Raw genomic sequence first — 17,345 nt, forward strand, 5'->3', positions numbered from 1 at the left:
ATGTGCCGCTGACGTGCGAGGGAGGCGTCCAGTCGGTGGGGGAGTAGTCCCACACGAGTTCCTCGCCCGGCATATGCACGAAGCCCCCGCCAGCAACAGCTGACGGGGGCTTCGACGATGGATCAGTGGACCTTCGGGATACCTGTCTCGGAGACGCCCTGGAAGTCCTCGCCGATTTCGTTCGGGTGGCCGTCGTGGCCAGCCAGGTGTTCCTCGGCATGCTGCACGTCTTCGACGGTCGGCTTGTCGAGAGCGCCGTCGTAGTAGTACCCACGGAGCTTGGCCCGCAACTTGGCCTTGCGACCATGAGGCGCGGCGACGCCATTCGCGTCGGTCTCAGCTGGCGCCTCGAGGACAGGCAGCCGATCGTGGCTCGTGAGCTTGTACTGCGCAGCGACTGGCAGGGGAGCGTGGCGCTCCGAGAAGCCACCGTCAGGTGACCGCTCGATGATGCCGGTCTCGTAGCCGTGCAGGATGCGGTTGGCATCTGCGCGCTGCAGTCCGATGCAGATCCGCTTGGTGATGATGAAGGCCAAGACGGGTCCGACGAAGATCCCGACGCGGCAGAACCAGGTGATCGCATTGAGGCTCAGGTGGAACTGGGTCGCGATGATGTCGTTACCGCCGGCGATCCAGAACACGCCGTACAGCGTCATGCAGGCCACGATGAACGCGGTGCGGAACGGGGCGTTGCGAGGACGCTCAAGCAGATGGTGCGAACGACGGTCACCCGTGATCCACTGCTCCAGGAACGGCCAGGCGAATCCGACGATGATGAACAGCGTCGGCAAGATGACACCCGGGATGAACACGTTCCAGCTGAACGTCAATCCGAAGATCGTGCTCTCCCAGCCCGGCATGATGCGGACGGCGCCTTCGACGAAGCCCATGTACCAGTCAGGCTGCGAGCCGGCGACGACCTCGGACGGGTTGTACGGTCCGATCGCCCACACGGGGTTGATCTGGATGAACGCACCCATGAGAGCCAGGAAGCCGAACACGATGAAGAAGAAGCCACCGGCCTTGGCCGCGTAGACGGGCAACATGGGGTAGCCGACGACGTTCTCCTGCGTGCGTCCGGCGCCCGGCCACTGCGTGTGCTTGTGGTAGATGAGCAACAGCATGTGAGCGCCGATCAAACCGAGCAGAATCGCCGGGATGAGCAGGATGTGGACCATGTAGAGGCGGGGGATGATGACGTCGCCGGGGAACTCTCCACCGAAGATGAAGAACTCCAGGAACGAGCCGACGATCGGGATCGAGCGGATCAGGCCGTCGACGAAGCGCAGGCCGGTTCCGGACAACAGATCATCGGGCAGCGAGTAGCCCGCGAAGCCTTCGATGATTCCGAGCAGCAGGAGCGAGAGGCCGATGATCCAGTTGATCTCGCGCGGCTTGCGGTACGCGCCGGTGAACATGACGCGTAGCATGTGCACGATCATGGCGGCGACGAACAGGGCTGCGGCCCAGTGGTGCATCTGCCGCATGAGCAGACCGCCGCGGATGTCAAACGAGATGTCGAGCGTCGACTTGTAGGCCGCGGACATCTCCAGACCGCTGAACGGCGTGTAGGAGCCGTGGTAGGGCACCTCGACCATGCTGGGCTGGTACCAGAACGTCAAGAAGACGCCGGTCAGCAGCAGGACGACGAAGCTCCACAACGCGATCTCGCCGAGCATGAACGACCAGTGCTCGGGGAAGACCTTGCGCAGGTTCTTCTTGGCGACACCGGCCAGGCCGAGACGCTCATCGAGCCATCCGACCGGTCCGGCTGCCTTCTTGCCGAACGGGGTGTCTTGGATGGGCGTGCTCTCCGACTGCTGCGGCGCACTCTGCTCAGTCGTGCTCATGACTTATCATCCAACTTTTTCTGGTCACGTGCGAGTTCTGGATAGCTCGGCGCGACGATTTCGGGGAAGTCGCTCATAGCGATCAGGTACCCCTCGTCGTCCAGCCCCAGCGGCAGCTGGGGGAGCGGACGGAAGGCGGGTCCGAAGACGACCTTGCCGTTGTCGCCCAGGTCGAACGTCGACTGGTGGCAGGGGCAGAGGAGGTGGTGGGTCTGCTGTTCCCAGAGGCTGATGGGGCAGCCGACGTGCGTGCAGATCTTGGAATAGCAGAGGATTCCGTCGATTCCCCAGTTCTCGCGGCCCTTCGACGGCGTGATGTCCTCGGGACGCATGCGCACCACGATGATGGACGCCTTCGACTTGGCCTGCAGCAACGGCGTGCCGTGCAGCACGCGCTCGCCGTCGGCGTCGACTTCGTAGACGATCGCGGGCTGGCCGTTGACCAGCTGGCCGACCTGGAGGTCCGACGGTTTGATCGGTGTGCCGGTCACGTCGTTGACCAGGCGCATGCCCTTCTTCCAGACCGTCTCGCGCTGGCTGTGAGGCATGGGACCGAGGTCACGCAGCAAGACGATGGCAGGCAGACCGAGGGCACCCATCGCGCCGAGCAGCGTGTTGCGGATCAGAGGACGACGACCGAGTCCGGTCTCGGCCACGCCGTCGCTGATGTCCTTGAGTACTGCGGCACGGTCCTCGTCAGAGGAGACCGTGGGGTGGCGCATCTCGACCATCTCGTGATCGCCCATGAACTTCTTGGCCCACTGGATGATGCCGATGCCGATCAGCATCATGGAGCCACCGAGGGTTGCGCCGAAGGCGAAGTTCTGAGCCGACCAGCCGAGGAACGTCTCGTCCTTGTCGATCATGAAATACGCGAAGCAGAAGCCGAGGGCCAAGATCGCGGCGACGGTGAACATGCCTGAGATCTGCAGTTCGGTGCGGCGGGCCGCTGACTCGTCGACGTCCTGCGGGCGGTACTGGTGCTCGGGAAGACCCGGATCCTTGATGGGTTCCGCGTCGACCTGAGGCTGCAGCTCGTCGCTCATCGCTTCTTCACCCTTGCTCCGTGTGCGCCGATCCAGATGGAGGCGATGACCAGTCCACCGATGCCGATGATCCAGATGAACATGCCGTCGACCACGGGGCCGAGCCCTCCGCCGCCGAGTCCACCGTAGTTGGGCTGGTTCTGGACGGTCTTGATGTACGCGATGATGTTGCGCTTGTCTTCGGGAGTGATGACGTCATCGGAGAAGACCGGCATCTGCTGTGGGCCGGTGATCATGGCTCCGGCGATGTGCTGGGCGCTGACGCCCTTCAGCGAGGGGGCGTACTTGCCGCCGGGCATGGCTCCGCCGGCTCCGACCGAGTTGTGGCAGGCCGTGCAGTTGCTGCGGAACAGCTCGCCGCCTTCGCGGATGTCTTCGACGGACGCTTTGCTGATATCGGTGTATTCCTCGCCCGGGATGGCCGGACCAGGCGCGAGCGAAGCGACGAACGCAGCGAGCTGGCGGGTCTCCTCCTCGTCGTACTCCGGTTCCTTGCTGGGGGCCTGCGGCGCGGTCTGCGCCATCGGCATACGGCCGGTGCCGACCTGGAAGTCGACCGCGGCAGCGCCGACGCCGATCAGGCTGGGGCCGTAGTTGCCGCCCTTTTGAGTTTCGATTCCGCTGGCGTTGACGCCATGGCAACTGGCGCAGCCGACGAGGAACAGCTCACGACCCGCCTCAACGTCATTGGCATTGACTTCGGCGGCTGTGGCCGGCTTCGGCGCGAATGCCGCATACAAGCCTCCGGCAACGACGAGCCCCAGAAAGAGGACGACGAAGCCAGCTAGTGGATGCCGGCGTCTGGTGGACAATTTCCGCACCGAGAACTCCATTCCTGAAAGTAGTGCGAGCGTACCTTTCGGCACACCGGAGAGCTGAACTGAGGCAAGCCTTAGCGGATGATGTAGATCGTGGCGAAGAGCCCGACCCACACGATGTCGACGAAGTGCCAGTAATAGGACACGACGATCGCGGAGATCGCCTGCTCATGGGTGAACTTGCGCGCGGCGAAAGTACGGCCGATGACGAGCAGGAAGGCGAGGAGTCCGCCGATCACGTGGAGGCCGTGGAATCCGGTCGCGAGGTAGAACAGGCTGCCGTAGGGGGAGCCGGCGATCGTCACGTTCTCATGGACGAGCTCGGCGTACTCGAGCGCCTGGCCGCCGATGAAGATCGCGCCCATGACGTAGGTCAGGATGAACCACTCGCGCATGCCCCACTGGCTGAACTGCCAGACCTTGCCGGTGCGGCCGGCCTTACCGCGCTCAGCCGCGAAGACGCCGAACTGGCACGTGACCGACGACAGCACCAGGATCGTGGTGTTGGCCGTGGCGAAGGGGATGTTGAGCTTCTCGGTTTCCTGCGTCCACAGCTCCGGAGAGATATTGCGGATCGTGAAGTATGCGGCGAACAGTGCCGCGAAGAACATGAGCTCACTTGCGAGCCAAACGATGGTCCCGACCGTCACCATCGAGGGACGGCCTTCCTGGCCGTGAAGTCGGGAAGCAGGAATCACTGATGTAGTCGCCACGGGTTCATTATGTACGATCGACTTGTGAGCGAGCACAAGCCCCTGCGTGTCCTGGTCTACAGCGACGACAAAGACGTCCGAGCTGCTGTGTTGTCGGCGCTTGGGGCCCGACCGCACCCCGACCTCCCGCCCTTCGACTACATCGAATGCGCGACCGAGCCGGTTGTCTTCCAGCACCTCGACGCCGGCGGTGTCGATATCGCGATTCTCGACGGTGAGGCTGTGCCCGTTGGCGGTATGGGTATTGCCCGTCAGATCAAGGACGAGATCTTCCAAGCGCCTCCCGTCCTGGTCCTGACCGGACGTCCGCAGGATGCGTGGCTTGCCACGTGGTCGCGTGCCGAGGCTGCGCTGACGCACCCGATCGAGCCCATCCGCCTCGCCGAGGTCGTCATCGATCTCGCGCGCGGTGTTCTCCAGCCCAGTTGAACGGCGACCAGGTGACGCATACCTGGCCCGAGGTCCTGACCGGTCTCGTGGCCCGTATCGACCTCGACGCGTCCTCGACGTCATGGGCCATGGACGAGATCCTGGCCGGCAATGCCTCTGCGGCGCAGATCGCCGGCTTCGCGGTGGCGCTGCGTAGCAAGGGGGAGACGCTGGCAGAGCTCCAGGGGCTGGTCGACTCGATGCTGCGGCATGCGACCCGGCTTGAGGTCCCCGGACGGGTCGTCGACATCGTCGGCACCGGCGGAGACATGGCCAAGACCGTCAACATCTCCAGCATGTCGGCCGTTGTGGCCGCTGGGGCAGGCATCGGAGTCGTCAAACACGGCAACCGGGCCGCGTCGAGCTCCAGCGGGACTGCCGATGTCTTCGAGGTGCTCGGGGTCCGGCTCGACGTTCCGGCCGACCGGATCGTCGACGTCTTCGACCAGGCGGGCATCACGTTCTGTTTCGCGCCGGTTTTCCACCCGTCGTTCCGGCACACCGGCCCGGCTCGTCGTGAACTGGGTATCCCGACGACGTTCAACTTCCTTGGTCCGCTGACCAATCCTGCTTCGCCGGCAGCTTCGGCGATCGGCTGTGCCGATATCCGGATGGCGCCGCTGATGGCTGCCGTGTTCGCTGCTCGCGGAGCGGATGCCTTCGTGTTCCGGGGCGACGACGGTCTCGACGAGATCACCACGACCACGACGACGAGGGTCTGGGAGGTCCGGGGCGGCACGGTCACCGAAGGAGTGCTCGATCCACAAGAGCTCGGATTCACGTTGTCGACCGCCGAAGCGCTGGCCGGCGGCGATCCGACGTTCAATGCGGGGGTCTTCCGCCGTGTCATGGACGGTGAGATCTCGGCCGTCCGCGATGCGGTCTTGATGAATGCCGGCGCCGCGATCGCGGCCCACTCCGCCGAACCGGGCACCCTGAACCAACGCCTGGCCGCCGGAATTGAACGTGCCAAGGATTCAATCGACTCCGGCGCCGCAGCCGCAACCCTCAAGAAATGGTCGTCGGCCACCCAAGCCCTCGCGAGTCACTGAATTACCACTGATGAGTCACTGAGTTACCGGTCCCGAGTCACTGCGGTTCCGGGAGCGGTAAGTCAGTGACTCGCGATTGGTAACTAGGTGACTCGCGAGCGTTAGAGGCCGATGCTGAAGGCGTCTTCTAGATCGTGGTGGCTGTAGGCCCTATACGCGATTTGGGTTTGCGTCGTGACGACGCCTTTTACCTTGTTGAGCTGGTCGGCGACGACCTTGGCGACGTCGTCGATCTCGCGTACTCGCACCATGGCGATCAGGTCGAGCTCGCCGGTCACGGAGTAGACCTCGCTGACACCGTCGATATCGGCGATCTGCTCAGCGATATCGGACAGCTGCGCGACCTCGGCCTGGATGAAGACGATGGCGGTGATCATGTCACCACCTTAGCGGCGGGATCGGCGTCAACCAGGTTGCTGGAGCTGTTGCCACGAGGAGTTGGCCTCCTCGAACGGCAGCAGATGCCTCGCGGCGCTTTCGAGCGGCGTCTGCCAGGCGCCACGCACCATGCGGACGTCGGGGGAGTCGAGCCATCGACGGACGGTTTCAGTCTCTTCGACGGTTGCCGAGGGTGCCGGTCCGAATCCGCCCAGCACGGTCTCGGCCGTCGCGGTCAACGTGTCGACCCAGGATGCCGGGTGCGTTCCGCGGGGCATGATCCCCGCCGCGGCCAGGCGTCCGTGCCGGATGACGTGGATCTCCCAGCCTCCTGGGTGCGGGGCAGCCGCCACGAGTTCGGGAAGGCTGGTCAGCTCACGCAGCTGCTGGGTACGTACGACCCCGCGCAGGAAGGCCGTCAGACGATCGCGCCACACGGCGGCGTCCTCGAACCGTTCGGTACGGGCCAGATCGAGCATATGGGCCCGCACTGTCGTGACGAGGTCGTGAGGATCACCCGTCATGGCCCGGCGGACCAGGGAGACCTCGGCGGCGTATTCGTCGGGGTCGGCCGATCCGTCGCACGGCGACAGGCAATGGCCCATCTCTGCCAAGGCGCACGCTGACTTACGGGATTTCTGCGCCAGCCGCGGTGTGCACTGCCTGATGCGGAAGGAGTCGTGCAGTGCTGTGAGCGCACCTTCGGCATCTGAACGGCCCCGAAACGGTCCGATGTAATCGGCGTCATCGTCGAGCACCGCGCGGACGATCGACAGCCGCGGCCACGGCTCCCGGGTCAGCTTGAGCCAGTTGAGCCGCTCGGGGAAACGCGAGCGGCGGTTATAGGGTGGACGATGCTTGCCGATCAGCCGCAACTCGCGGATCTGGGCCTCGAGCGCAGTGGCACACACGATGCCCTCGATACGCTGGGCCAGCATGACCATCTCACCCATGCGGGTGCGGGTTTCGGCCTTGGTGAAGTACGAACGCGTACGGGTGCGCAGATTGCGTGATGTGCCGACGTAGAGGATGTCGTCATTGGCATCGCGGAACAGGTAGACGCCAGGCTGTTCGGGCAGGTGTTCGGCCAGGTGCCGCTTCTTGCGCTGCTCGGGCTTGACCTTGGACGTGTAACTGGACACCTCCTCGAGGGTCGTGACGCCCAAAGGCCCGAGGCGTTCGAACAGGCCGTGCAGGACGTCGACCGTGGCGCGGGCATCGGACAGCGCCCGGTGATTGGGGGTCGTGGTCGCCGAGAACTTGACCGCGAGCGTCGAGAGCTTGCAGTTGGGCACCTCTTCGCGGCTCAGGACCCGGCGGGCGAGGACAGCCGTGTCGAGCGTCTCGAAGCCCGGCCACGGAATACCCAACTCGCGGCCGGCATGTTTGAGGAAGCCGATGTCGAAGGGGGCGTTGTGGGCGACTAGGACCGTGCCGCGGGCGAACTCCAGGAAGCTCGGCAACACCTCGGCGATGCGCGGCGCATGGATCACCATCTGATCGGTGATGCCGGTCAGCACCGTGATGTAGGCCGGGATGATCTCGTCGGGATTGACGAGCGTCTGGAACTCGCCGAGCACCGCGCCGCCGCGCACCTTGACGGCACCGAATTCGGTGATCTTGGAGCCCTTGGCGGCCGATCCACCTGTCGTCTCGAGGTCGACGACGCAGAACGTCACATCGGCCAGTTGGCGGCCGAGCTCGTCGAATGTTCCCTGGACTAGTTCCACGTCGCTCAGGCTAGGCGGCGGCACCGACAAGCTTGCGCTCCCGCTCCGACCCGAGACGCGTTCCCTGCGGTCTGCGGCGTTTCTGTCGGAGGCGGCTCCTAGCGTGATGTTCGTACCCGATCAACGGGACAACGTCTTCACAGGAGGTGCCAAATGCATCAGTCCCATTCCGCTGACTCGGTGGTCGTCGATTGCGACAGCTGCCTCGTCCGCTGTGCCAGCGCGTGCGGCGATTGCGTCGTCACCTTTCTCCTCGGTGCGCCGCCGGCCGGGATCGAGATCGATGCCGACGAGATGGCCGCCCTCGATGTGCTCTCGGCCGCGGGTCTCACGCCGCCGCTTCGGCTCGTGACGCCAGTCGCCGGTCCCGAGACACAGGCGGGGTGAAGTGGTGTTTGAGAGTTGATCTGACCCCTGCGGCCACCTACAGTGGTGACTTGTGCGTCCGGTGAACACCGACCCTCCAGGCCGGTGTCGGACGCATCGTCGAGTCGCCGCAGCCATGGGGAAGATGTCTGAGGTGAACCGGGGAACCATGTATCTGGGGTGAATCGGTCAGCGTCCGCGTTGGCCGTAGGGCAATCCGAGGCCCGAACCCGTCAGCTCACCCGGTAGACGTCGAGGATGTAGGAGTAATACGTGCAGATGCCAGGTGCTTCATCGCGCCGCCGCGGTGCGATTGCGGTAGCCACCTTGTCCATCACGGCAGCGCTGTTCGCGTTTCCGTCCGCCCAGGCCGAGCCCGCCGTGACGACAAAAGACGTCGAGGCCGCGTTCCATGACGCCGAGGCGATGAACGAGCAGGTCAACCAGCTCGGTGCCGAAGCCAAGGCGACGCAGTCCGAGATCGATGATCTGACGGTCGACATCAAGCGTCACCTGACGGCCTACAACCGGCAGAAGCAAGAACTCGGCGATGCGATCGTCCAGCAGCAGCTCGACGCGCCGCTTGGTGCGACCGCGAGCTTACTCGGCAGCAAGAACCCCGATGAGTTCATCGAAGGTCTCGGTGCGGTGCAGGCGCTCAACAGCACCCGCGCCGATGCCCTCGCGGAGTTCGGCGAGACCAGCAAAGAACTGAAGAACCGTCGTGCCCAGCTCGAGGACCGCAAGACCGCCCTCGACGAAGCCAAGAAGGACGCCGACGCCAAGCGGGCCCAGATCCGCAAGAAGTACGAGGCTGCCAAGGCGCAGCTCGCGCGCCTGAATGCGGCCGAGCAGGCCAAGTTCAACAACAGCGATGTCGATCTCGACTTCGATCCGACGGCATCGGGACGGGCCAAGGCGGCTATCGACTTCGCGCTCGCGCAACTCGGCGAGCCCTATGTCTACGGCGGCGCCGGCCCCAACAGCTGGGACTGCTCCGGACTCGTTATGAAGGCCTATGCCGCCGCCGGGGTCAACCTGCCCCGCGTCGTCGGGCCGCAGATGTCGGCCGGCAAGCGCGTGCCCTTCGATTCACTGCAGCCCGGTGACCTGGTCGCTTACGCCAGCATGTCCCATATCGGCATCTATCTGGGCAAGGGCAAGGTCGTCCATGCGCCTCGCCCGGGCAAGAGCGTCGAGATCACGACATTGAGCGGCTTCTCGGTCGCCGCCCGGGTCGGCTGACCGCACCTTGGCCGAGCGCCGCCGACGGCTGTCGCCCAATGCGGCGGCGCTGTCGGTCCTGGTGCTCATCGCCGGTGCGATCCTGCTCTGGCAACGACCATGGAACACGTCAGGCGAGTCCGCCGGGATCATCGCGATCCCGGCGGACTCATCTTCCCAGCTGACGACCCAACTGCGAGCCATCTCCACGGCGACCAGCGAATCGTCATTCGTCGAGGCTTTCGGCGAATCGCAGAAGGCTGAGGTATTCGGACGTACGACCTGGACCTCTCTGCAGGCTCTCGGTGCAACCGATGTCGACCTGCGATACATCAGTGGCGGTGATGTCGCCGATCGGCGGGACGGCTCCGCCACCGCTGTGGCCGAGGTGTCGTGGCGTCCGGGGCGGGCCAGCGGCCTGCGTCTGGAAACGCAGCACCGCGCTTCGATCGCTCTGCAGGTCGTGCCCCAGGACGACGGCACCCTGGCGATCGTCGACGCCGCGCCGCGTACCGGAATCCTGCCACTGTGGCTCATGGGAGCCGTGACAGTCGACCGGGTGCCGGACGGCGTTGTCATCTCGGTCGACGGGGGGCAGACCGACCGGCCGATCAGTGCCATGACCGCGCAGGCTCGGACGACCGTGGCACGCACCTTGCCCAATCTCGAAGGAGAGGTCGTCGTGGTCTCACCGCACACGCAGCAGCAGATGGCCCAGGCGGTCGGACAGCAGGTCGAAACGGTCAGACAGATCGCGGCCGTGACGACACGGCTCGACGTCGCCAGCTCCTCGTCACGCGATGCCGTGATCGTGCTCAACCCCGGCGTGTTCGAGGCCATGGACCAGCGGGCCTCGCAGGTCGTGATGAGCCACGAAGCCGTCCACCAACTCACCGGAGCAGTCGGGGCCAGCGCCGAGACCTGGGTTGTCGAAGGATTTGCCGACTACGTCGCACTGCGCGACGACACTGCACCGTTGGCGGTCAGCGCGGGTCAGATCCTGGCGGAGGTCGCGGCCGGCAGACTCCCTGCGAAACTGCCCGACGCCGCGGCGTTCGATGCCGCCGGTCACGGGCTCGGCGCGGTCTACGAGTCTGCCTGGCTGGTGTTTCGGCTGCTCGCCGACCAGCACGGCAATGCGAACGTCGTCTCGTTCTACGAGGAGGTGCTGGCAGGCACCGATGTCCCTGCGGCGCTGCGTGACGCGTTCGGGATCACCGAGGCGCAACTCACCGCGCAGTGGCGCGACTACCTGACGAAGAGCGCCTCGACAGTATCGTGAAGATCGCGGAGGACCGCATTGCGCTTGACCTTGAACGACGGAGTCAAGTAGCCGTTCTCCTCGGTCCAGTCATCGGCGAGGATCTGGAACTTGCGGATCGATTCGGCCTTCGAGACCTGGGTGTTGGCATCGTCGACCGCCTTCTGCACCTCGGCGAGGAGAGCCGGATCGTCGAGGCTGCCGGTCCAGGTCTCGGTGTCGATCGTGATGAGCGCGGCGATGAACGGTTTGCCGTCACCGACCACGAGGCACTGGCTGACGAATGCGCTGGCCCGTACTCGGTCTTCCAGGACGGCCGGGGCGACGTTCTTGCCGCCGGCGGTCACGATGATCTCCTTCTTACGGCCCGTGATGCGGATGTAGCCGTCCTCGTCGATCTCACCCAGATCGCCCGTCGCGAACCAGCCATCGGGATCGATCGCTTCGGCGGTCGCGGTTTCGTTGTGCCAGTATCCGGTGAAGACCTGCGGGCCGCGGAAGCTGAGCTCGCCGTCGTCGGCGACGCGCACCTCGGTGCCCTCGAAGGGCTTGCCCACCGTGCCGATGCGCATGTCGGTCGGACGGTTGGCGCACAGCGCTGCCGTCGTCTCGGTCAACCCGTAGCCTTCGATGATCGTGACGCCGATTCCGCGGTAGAAGTGCGCCAGGCGTTCGCCCAGGGGGGCTCCGCCGGAGATCGCGTACTCGGTGTGCCCGCCCAGCGCGTCGCGCAGTTTGCCGTAGACCAGCTTGTCGAACAATGCGTGACGGGCACGTAGTCCCAGGCCCGGCTTGCCGGTGTCGAGTGCGCGGCTGTAGGCCATCGCAGTCTGTGCGGCGCGATCGAAGATCTTGCCCTTGCCGTCGGCGTACGCCTTGCCGCTGGCGGTGTTGAAGACCTTCTCGAAGACTCGCGGCACACCCAGGACGAAGGTCGGCTGGAACGTGCCCAGATGGGCGACCAGATCCTTGACGTCGGCGGTGTGGCCTAGCTTGGCCCCGGCGCGGATCGCGCCGACCTGGATGATGCGGGCGAAAACGTGTGCCAGGGGTAGGAACAGCAGGGTCGACGAGTTCTCCGAGGCGAACAACTCCGGCAGTTCGTCGAGGGCGGCCTGGAGTTCGTATCGGAAGTTGCCGTGGGTCAGCATGCAGCCTTTGGGGCGGCCGGTCGTGCCCGAGGTGTAGATCAGCGTCGCGAGGGTTTGGCTGGTCAGGGCGGCGCGTCGTGCCTCGAGGGCTTCATCGGTGACATCGGTACCGAGCGCGCGGATCTGGTCGAGCCCGCCGGCTTCGATCGTCCACACCTCACGCAGTGTGGGGGAGTCCGCGCGGATCTCAGCGACGCGGGCCGCGTGCCCCTCGTTCTCGACGATGGCCACAACCGATCCGGAGTCGGACAGGATCCAGGCGATCTGCGATGCCGACGACGTTTCGTAGATCGGGACGGTCGCCGCACCGATCCACCAGATGGCGTAGTCGGTGACGGTCCACTCGTAGCGGGTCTTCGACAGCAGGGCGACCCGGTCGCCCGGAGCGATGCCGGCAGCGATCAATCCTTTGGCCACGGAGACGACATCGCTGTGGAACTCGCCGAGCGTCACATCCGTCCAGGAGTCGCCGTCCATCCGGGCGAGCGCGACATCGTCTGCGTGAGCATCGAGACGGTCGAGGATGTCGAGGCTGAGGTTGCCCAGATCTGTCATAAGAGGCTGCGTCACATGCTGAGGCTACTATCTGGTGCCGCCTCTGGGCCATGTGGCCATCGGTGTGTCAGCCCGGAGTCCCGGCGCGGGTTCGGGGTCGAAGAACCACTAGCATGGGTGCGACACGGTCGGCCGGACGAGGAGGGGTGATGGCGCGAACCACCAGCGAGATCGTCATCGACGCTCCAGCCGAGCAGATCATGGACGTCATTGCCGACTTCGGTTCCTATCCGGTGTGGGCGACCGGCGTCAAAGTCGCCGATGTCGTGGCGACGATGGGCAATGGGCGCGCCGAACAGGTTCACTTCGTGCTCGACGCCGCGCCGATCCGCGACGAGTACGAGCTTGTGTACGTCTGGGACGCCGACAAGTCGGTGTCGTGGAACCTGTCGAAGCCCGGAGCGATGTTGACCTCGATGGACGGCGCCTATGTCCTCGATGCGCTCGATGCCGCGCGCACGCGAGTGACCTATCAGTTGTCGGTCGATGTCTCCATCCCCTTGCTCGGGATGTTGAAGCGCAAGGCCGAGAAGGTCATCATCGACACCGCCCTCAAGGGGTTGAAGAAGCGGGTCGAGACCCTGTGACCGGCCTCGGAGCGGACGGGGCCGACCACGGCTCTGACCAGCACGACAACTCCGAAGAGGTGGGCACGATCGCCGAGGAGGCATTCCGGTTGTTCCGTGCCGTCACCTCTGGCGGCGACTCGGGCGAGCACGCCTCCGAGCACGTCTGCCCCACGAGCTGGTGCCCGGTCTGCCAGGTCGTCGGCTTCGTTCAGCACAATCCCGAAGCTCTGGCCGCCGTGACCCAATCTGCCGTCGCATTCGCCAAGTCGGTTCGCGACTTGGTGGACGTGGCCCTGGCTCCCCAGGAGGAGCAGTGAATTTCGCAATCGGCGTCGATATCGGGGGAACCAAGATCGCTGCCGGTCTCGTGTCCGAGACGGGCCAGATCATGGTGCACGACGCCGAACCCACGCCTGCCGACTCGAGCAGGATTCCGGCGATCGTGGCAGATCTCGTGAAGCGGCTGACGCGCGATGAGCAGCCGGTCGGTGTCGGCATCGGCGCAGCCGGATTCGTGGGCGAGGATCGCTCGACCGTCCGGTTCGCGCCGAATATCAATTGGGTGGGTGAACCGCTGGGTCGCCATGTCGGTGCGCTGATCGATCTGCCGATCGTCGTGGAGAACGATGCGAATGCGGCTGCCTGGGGTGAGTTCCGCTTCGGCGCCGGCGAGGACACTGACGATCTGCTGCTGATCACGGTCGGCACCGGCGTCGGCGGCGGCATCGTGCACAAGGGGCAGCTGTTTCGAGGCGGCTTCGGCGTGGCTGCGGAGATCGGCCATATCCGGATCGTTCCGGACGGGATCTTGTGCGGCTGCGGCCAGCACGGCTGCTATGAGCAGTACGGCAGCGGCAGCGCTCTTGTGCGTGAGGCCCGGGCGCGTCTGGCCCAGGGCGATCCCGGAACGGATGCCATCGCGGCGCTCGCCGCCGGTGACCCGGGACGTATCACCGGCCCTGGGGTGACTCGTCTGGCCCAAGAAGGCGATGTGCTGGCCGTCGAGCTCCTTGCCGATCTCGGTCGCTGGATCGGGGAGGGAGCCGCTGTGCTCGCCACGATCCTCGACCCGAGTGTCATCGCGATCGGCGGGGGAGTCTCGGCCGCCGGCGATCTGCTGCTGGAACCGCTTATCGCGGCTTTCGAAACCCACTTGCCCGCACGATCCCATCGACCGGCGGCGGCAGTGCGACTCGCGGCCCTCGGCAACTCGGCCGGCATCATCGGTGCCGCCGACCTCGCAAGAGTGGAGCCTTTGTAGTGGCAGACAAGCTAGCCGTCGGAATCGACATCGGTGGTACCAAGATCGCCGCCGGTGTCGTCGACGAGGACGGTCACGTCCTCGCCAGGCTGAAGCGGGAGACCCCGACGACCGAGCCACTCGAAGTCATCGATGCGATCGCGAGTATCACCGAGGAGTTTCGTCGAGAGCACCACATTCGGGCCATCGGCGTCGGAGCGGCGGGCTTCGTCGATGCGACCCAGTCGACCGTCCTGTTCGCACCGCACCTGGCATGGCGGCACGAACCGCTGCGCGATTCGGTGGCGCGTCGCACAGGCCTGCCGGTGCTGGTTGACAATGATGCGAATGCGGCAGGCTGGGCCGAGTGGCGGTTCGGCGCGGCGCAGAACGAGGCCGATCTGGTCCTGATCACATTGGGCACGGGAATCGGCGGCGCGATCGTGATCGACGGTCAGCCCTATCGGGGCCAGTTCGGAATCGCGGGCGAATTCGGCCACATGCAGGTCGTGCCCAACGGAAATCTTTGCGAATGCGGCAATTCGGGCTGCTGGGAACAATATGCGAGCGGGCGGGTTTTGACCCGGCGCGCCCGTGCAGCGGCGACAGAAGGCACGGAGTTCGGCAAACTGCTGTTGGCCGAAGCAGGCGATGACGTCGAACGCATCGAGGGTCACCTCGTGACCAAGCACGCTCAGGCCGGCCGCGAGGAACCGATCGAGTGGCTGGCCGAGGTCGGCGACTGGCTGGGTGTCGGCATCGCCAATTTGGCTGCCGCGCTCGACCCGGGAATGTTCGTGATCGGCGGCGGCGTCAGCGACGCCAACGAACTGCTGATCAATCCAGCTCGTGCGGCGTTCTCACGGACGTTGACCGGTCGCGGCTATCGGGCCGAGGCGCGGATCGTCCGGGCGCACTTGGGACCAGACGCCGGGCTCATCGGAGCAGCCGACATGGCCCGCATCACAGCACGGCGCCGTCGTCCGGCCAATCCCTCCGCGAGGGCCCGTGTTCGGGCAGCTGCAAGAAAAGGTATATCGCCGAAGCCACGAAGATGAGCGCCGCCGCGGCGAGGACGGAGCGCTCGAGGAAGAGCCCGGCCAACGTCGCGAGCGTCAGCACCAGGGGCGTGCCGACCACGCCGGCCCAGGCGAGGACGATGCCGCGCTTGCGGGGGATCAACGGTCTCGCGTCGACCTGCCGGTAGAACTGTTCTTCGGGTTCGTCGGGCTGGTCCTCCCAGGCGGCTGGCTCGGGTTCGTCGACAGCGGGGGCGACGGGATCCGCAGGCTCGTCTGGAAACGACAGATCCAGGTCGAGTCCCTCGACGATCTTGTCGAACTCGTCCTGCTCAGCCACGACCGTCGCCCACATGCTCGGCGATGAACGCGTCGGTGCGCTCGAAGATCAGCGGTGCGTCGTTGTCGAGCGTGGCGACGTGGAAGCTGTTGACGAGCGGCACGATCTCGACGACCTTCGACGACACGCCGGCTTTGATGATGTCGAGCGACGTCTCGTCGACGACATGGTCGTCATTGGAGCGCAGGAGTAGAACCGGCTGGGTCACCCGGCCGAGATTCGCGCGGACGTCCTTCCACATCGTCAGCTGCGATGCCAGGGCCTTGAGCGGGGTCTTGTCGTAGCCGATCTCGTCCTGACCGGCCAGCTTGATGTCATTGCCGATGCCGGGCATCGACGGGACGATCCACTGCAGAAGGGGGACCAGCTTGATGTCGAATCGTTTGACGTTGACCGCAGGGTTGACCAGGACGAGAGCCGCGACATCGTCGGGACGCTGTTGGGCGAGGCGCAGGGCGAGGCAGCCGCCCATCGACAATCCGGCGACGACGACGTGATCGCAATGTGCGCGCAGCTCGGTCAGCGCCGCATCGACTTCGCCGTACCAGTCCTGCCAGCGAGTGCGGTTCATCTCCTGCCATGTCGTTCCGTGGCCCGGCAGCCTGGGAACCGCGACGGAATGCCCGCGTTCGGCGAGGTGCTTGGCCCAGGGAGTCATGGAGGCCGGCGAGCCGGTGAACCCGTGGCTCAGCAGAACGCCGATGCGTCCGCCTTGGGCGGTGAAGGGCTCAGCCCCCGGCATCACAGAGGAAGTCATGTCGCCATCATCCATCATCGGGCGGCACGATGTGCGGCCTCGTGCGAAAGCAGCTGTGTTCGGAGTAGTGTCGGTCCGTGTTCTATTGGTTCTTGAAGTTCCTCGCGCTGGGTCCTTTGTTGAAGCTGATCTTCCGCCCGTGGGCCGAGGGCACCGAGAACGTCCCGAAAGAAGGCGCCGCGATCCTCGCGAGCAACCACCTGTCGTACAGCGACTGGCTGTTCATGCCGCTGGTCATTCCGCGCCGGGTCACGTTCGTGGCCAAGGCCGAATACTTCGAAGGCGTCGGCATCAAGGGGTGGCTCCAGAAGACGTTCTTCTCCGGTGCGGGCCAGGTTCCGATCGACCGGACGAGCGGCTCGGCGGCGGCCGGCGCGATCAAGACCCAGCTGCGTCTACTCGCTGACGGCGAGGTCTGCGGTATCTACCCCGAGGGAACCCGCTCGCATGACGGACTGCTGTATCGCGGACGCACCGGCGTGGCCCGGCTCGCGCTCGAGGCAGGTGTCCCGGTCATCCCGCTGGCCGTCATCGGGACCGATGTCGTCGCACCTCCCGGCAAGATCTTCGGCAAGTTCGCGCGTCCCGGCGTCCGGTTCGGCAAGCCGCTCGACTTCAGCCGGTATGAGGGCATGGAAGACGATCGCTATATTTTGCGGGCGATCACCGACGAGATCATGTACGAGATCATGCGACTGTCGGGCCAGGAGTACGTCGATCTGTACGCCCAGGACGCCAAGAAGCGTGATCAGGCGCGCGAGAAGGAAGCGGCCAAGTCCGCGGCCCGCGCGGAGGCCGAAGAGGTCTGGGACGAGATCAAGCCGGAGTAGTCCGACTGGCACATGCG

Annotated in this window: 19 protein-coding genes and 1 riboswitch; of the genes, 10 read left to right on the forward strand and 9 right to left on the reverse strand. The window is 65.4% G+C overall.

The annotated features are described in order from the left end of the window. Positions 1–122 precede the first annotated feature (122 nt). From qcrB to ctaE, 4 genes are all read right to left on the reverse strand, one after another. Entirely contained in the window at positions 123–1,850 is a 1,728-nt protein-coding gene (gene qcrB / locus ACXJKC_RS17740; RefSeq protein ID WP_456698067.1) for a cytochrome bc1 complex cytochrome b subunit, read from the reverse strand. Further along, a complete protein-coding gene (qcrA, locus tag ACXJKC_RS17745; protein ID WP_456698068.1) occupies positions 1,847–2,896 on the reverse strand; it encodes a cytochrome bc1 complex Rieske iron-sulfur subunit in 1,050 nt (349 codons plus the stop codon). Before qcrA ends, qcrB begins: the two co-directional genes overlap by 4 nt. Continuing rightward, on the reverse strand, positions 2,893–3,717 hold the full coding sequence (qcrC, locus tag ACXJKC_RS17750; protein ID WP_456698069.1) for a cytochrome bc1 complex diheme cytochrome c subunit: 825 nt from the start codon (positions 3,715–3,717) through the stop codon (positions 2,893–2,895). The genes qcrA and qcrC overlap by 4 nt, the downstream gene beginning before the upstream one ends. A 71-nt stretch (positions 3,718–3,788) precedes the next feature. Further along, positions 3,789–4,427, reverse strand: a complete 639-nt coding sequence (gene ctaE / locus ACXJKC_RS17755; protein WP_456698070.1) for an aa3-type cytochrome oxidase subunit III — start codon at positions 4,425–4,427, stop codon at positions 3,789–3,791. Between the two features lie 24 nt (positions 4,428–4,451). Here ctaE and ACXJKC_RS17760 point away from each other — a divergent pair, with 24 nt between their 5' ends. Together ACXJKC_RS17760 and trpD are read left to right on the forward strand one after the other, a co-directional pair. Then, positions 4,452–4,856 carry a hypothetical protein gene (locus ACXJKC_RS17760; RefSeq protein WP_456698071.1) on the forward strand — a complete coding sequence of 135 codons (405 nt, stop codon included), beginning with the start codon at positions 4,452–4,454 and terminating at the stop codon, positions 4,854–4,856. 11 nt (positions 4,857–4,867) lie between these two features. After that, entirely contained in the window at positions 4,868–5,908 is a 1,041-nt protein-coding gene (gene trpD, locus ACXJKC_RS17765; protein ID WP_456698072.1) for an anthranilate phosphoribosyltransferase, read from the forward strand. A gap of 101 nt (positions 5,909–6,009) precedes the next feature. Here the strand turns inward: trpD and ACXJKC_RS17770 are convergent, their stop codons facing one another. Together ACXJKC_RS17770 and ACXJKC_RS17775 are read right to left on the reverse strand one after the other, a co-directional pair. Next, entirely contained in the window at positions 6,010–6,285 is a 276-nt protein-coding gene (locus ACXJKC_RS17770) for an Lrp/AsnC family transcriptional regulator (RefSeq protein ID WP_456698073.1), read from the reverse strand. Between the two features lie 27 nt (positions 6,286–6,312). Continuing rightward, positions 6,313–8,016 carry a DEDD exonuclease domain-containing protein gene (locus ACXJKC_RS17775; protein WP_456698074.1) on the reverse strand — a complete coding sequence of 568 codons (1,704 nt, stop codon included), beginning with the start codon at positions 8,014–8,016 and terminating at the stop codon, positions 6,313–6,315. Positions 8,017–8,169: 153 nt separating this feature from the next. On the opposite strand from ACXJKC_RS17775, the gene ACXJKC_RS17780 reads away from it, so the two are divergent. The 3 genes from ACXJKC_RS17780 to ACXJKC_RS17790 all read left to right on the forward strand — a co-directional run bounded on the left by ACXJKC_RS17780 (position 8,170) and on the right by ACXJKC_RS17790 (position 10,888). After that, positions 8,170–8,403 (forward strand): hypothetical protein, encoded by a 234-nt coding sequence (locus ACXJKC_RS17780; protein ID WP_456698075.1) that lies wholly within the window; start codon positions 8,170–8,172, stop codon positions 8,401–8,403. Between the two features lie 115 nt (positions 8,404–8,518). Then, positions 8,519–8,648, forward strand: a riboswitch (cyclic di-AMP (ydaO/yuaA leader). A 13-nt stretch (positions 8,649–8,661) separates the two neighbouring features. Continuing rightward, on the forward strand, positions 8,662–9,627 hold the full coding sequence (locus tag ACXJKC_RS17785) for a C40 family peptidase (RefSeq protein WP_456698193.1): 966 nt from the start codon (positions 8,662–8,664) through the stop codon (positions 9,625–9,627). Between the two features lie 7 nt (positions 9,628–9,634). Next, positions 9,635–10,888, forward strand: a complete 1,254-nt coding sequence (locus tag ACXJKC_RS17790) for a hypothetical protein (RefSeq protein WP_456698076.1) — start codon at positions 9,635–9,637, stop codon at positions 10,886–10,888. Here the strand turns inward: ACXJKC_RS17790 and ACXJKC_RS17795 are convergent. After that, complete coding sequence (locus ACXJKC_RS17795; protein WP_456698077.1) at positions 10,855–12,588, reverse strand: AMP-dependent synthetase/ligase; 1,734 nt, start codon at positions 12,586–12,588, stop codon at positions 10,855–10,857. The two genes, ACXJKC_RS17790 and ACXJKC_RS17795, sit on opposite strands and share 34 nt — an antisense overlap. Before the next feature lie 134 nt (positions 12,589–12,722). Here ACXJKC_RS17795 and ACXJKC_RS17800 point away from each other — a divergent pair, with 134 nt between their 5' ends. Genes ACXJKC_RS17800 through ACXJKC_RS17815 form a run of 4 tightly spaced genes read left to right on the forward strand, consistent with a single transcriptional unit; the run spans position 12,723 to position 15,440 of the window. Next, positions 12,723–13,160: an SRPBCC family protein gene (locus tag ACXJKC_RS17800; RefSeq protein ID WP_456698078.1), complete on the forward strand. Its 438-nt coding sequence runs from the start codon at positions 12,723–12,725 to the stop codon at positions 13,158–13,160. Beyond that, on the forward strand, positions 13,157–13,459 hold the full coding sequence (locus ACXJKC_RS17805) for a hypothetical protein (protein WP_456698079.1): 303 nt from the start codon (positions 13,157–13,159) through the stop codon (positions 13,457–13,459). Before ACXJKC_RS17800 ends, ACXJKC_RS17805 begins: the two co-directional genes overlap by 4 nt. Then, complete coding sequence (locus ACXJKC_RS17810; RefSeq protein ID WP_456698080.1) at positions 13,456–14,403, forward strand: ROK family glucokinase; 948 nt, start codon at positions 13,456–13,458, stop codon at positions 14,401–14,403. The genes ACXJKC_RS17805 and ACXJKC_RS17810 overlap by 4 nt, the downstream gene beginning before the upstream one ends. Then, the gene (locus ACXJKC_RS17815) at positions 14,403–15,440 is read left to right on the forward strand and encodes an ROK family glucokinase (RefSeq protein ID WP_456698081.1); all 1,038 of its coding nucleotides are present in this window, start codon (positions 14,403–14,405) and stop codon (positions 15,438–15,440) included. The genes ACXJKC_RS17810 and ACXJKC_RS17815 overlap by 1 nt, the downstream gene beginning before the upstream one ends. Here the strand turns inward: ACXJKC_RS17815 and ACXJKC_RS17820 are convergent. After that, positions 15,346–15,741, reverse strand: a complete 396-nt coding sequence (locus ACXJKC_RS17820) for a hypothetical protein (protein ID WP_456698082.1) — start codon at positions 15,739–15,741, stop codon at positions 15,346–15,348. The genes ACXJKC_RS17815 and ACXJKC_RS17820 overlap by 95 nt on opposite strands. Continuing rightward, on the reverse strand, positions 15,734–16,498 hold the full coding sequence (locus tag ACXJKC_RS17825; RefSeq protein WP_456698083.1) for an alpha/beta hydrolase: 765 nt from the start codon (positions 16,496–16,498) through the stop codon (positions 15,734–15,736). Before ACXJKC_RS17825 ends, ACXJKC_RS17820 begins: the two co-directional genes overlap by 8 nt. Before the next feature lie 77 nt (positions 16,499–16,575). Here ACXJKC_RS17825 and ACXJKC_RS17830 point away from each other — a divergent pair, with 77 nt between their 5' ends. Beyond that, positions 16,576–17,328, forward strand: coding sequence for a lysophospholipid acyltransferase family protein (locus ACXJKC_RS17830; protein ID WP_456698084.1), 753 nt, complete (start codon positions 16,576–16,578; stop codon positions 17,326–17,328). The last annotated feature ends 17 nt before the right edge of the window (positions 17,329–17,345 follow it).

The organism is Aeromicrobium sp. P5_D10, assembly GCF_054049535.1.

Bases quoted from the DNA above. Each gene is read 5' to 3' on its own strand.
- qcrB (WP_456698067.1), bottom strand. From the start codon at position 1,850: ATGAGCACGACTGAGCAGAGTGCGCCGCAGCAGTCGGAGAGCACGCCC.
- qcrA (WP_456698068.1), bottom strand. From the start codon at position 2,896: ATGAGCGACGAGCTGCAGCCTCAGGTCGACGCGGAACCCATCAAGGAT.
- ACXJKC_RS17770 (WP_456698073.1), bottom strand. From the start codon at position 6,285: ATGATCACCGCCATCGTCTTCATCCAGGCCGAGGTCGCGCAGCTGTCC.
- ACXJKC_RS17780 (WP_456698075.1), top strand. From the start codon at position 8,170: ATGCATCAGTCCCATTCCGCTGACTCGGTGGTCGTCGATTGCGACAGC.
- ACXJKC_RS17785 (WP_456698193.1), top strand. From the start codon at position 8,662: ATGCCAGGTGCTTCATCGCGCCGCCGCGGTGCGATTGCGGTAGCCACC.
- ACXJKC_RS17800 (WP_456698078.1), top strand. From the start codon at position 12,723: ATGGCGCGAACCACCAGCGAGATCGTCATCGACGCTCCAGCCGAGCAG.
- ACXJKC_RS17825 (WP_456698083.1), bottom strand. From the start codon at position 16,498: ATGACTTCCTCTGTGATGCCGGGGGCTGAGCCCTTCACCGCCCAAGGC.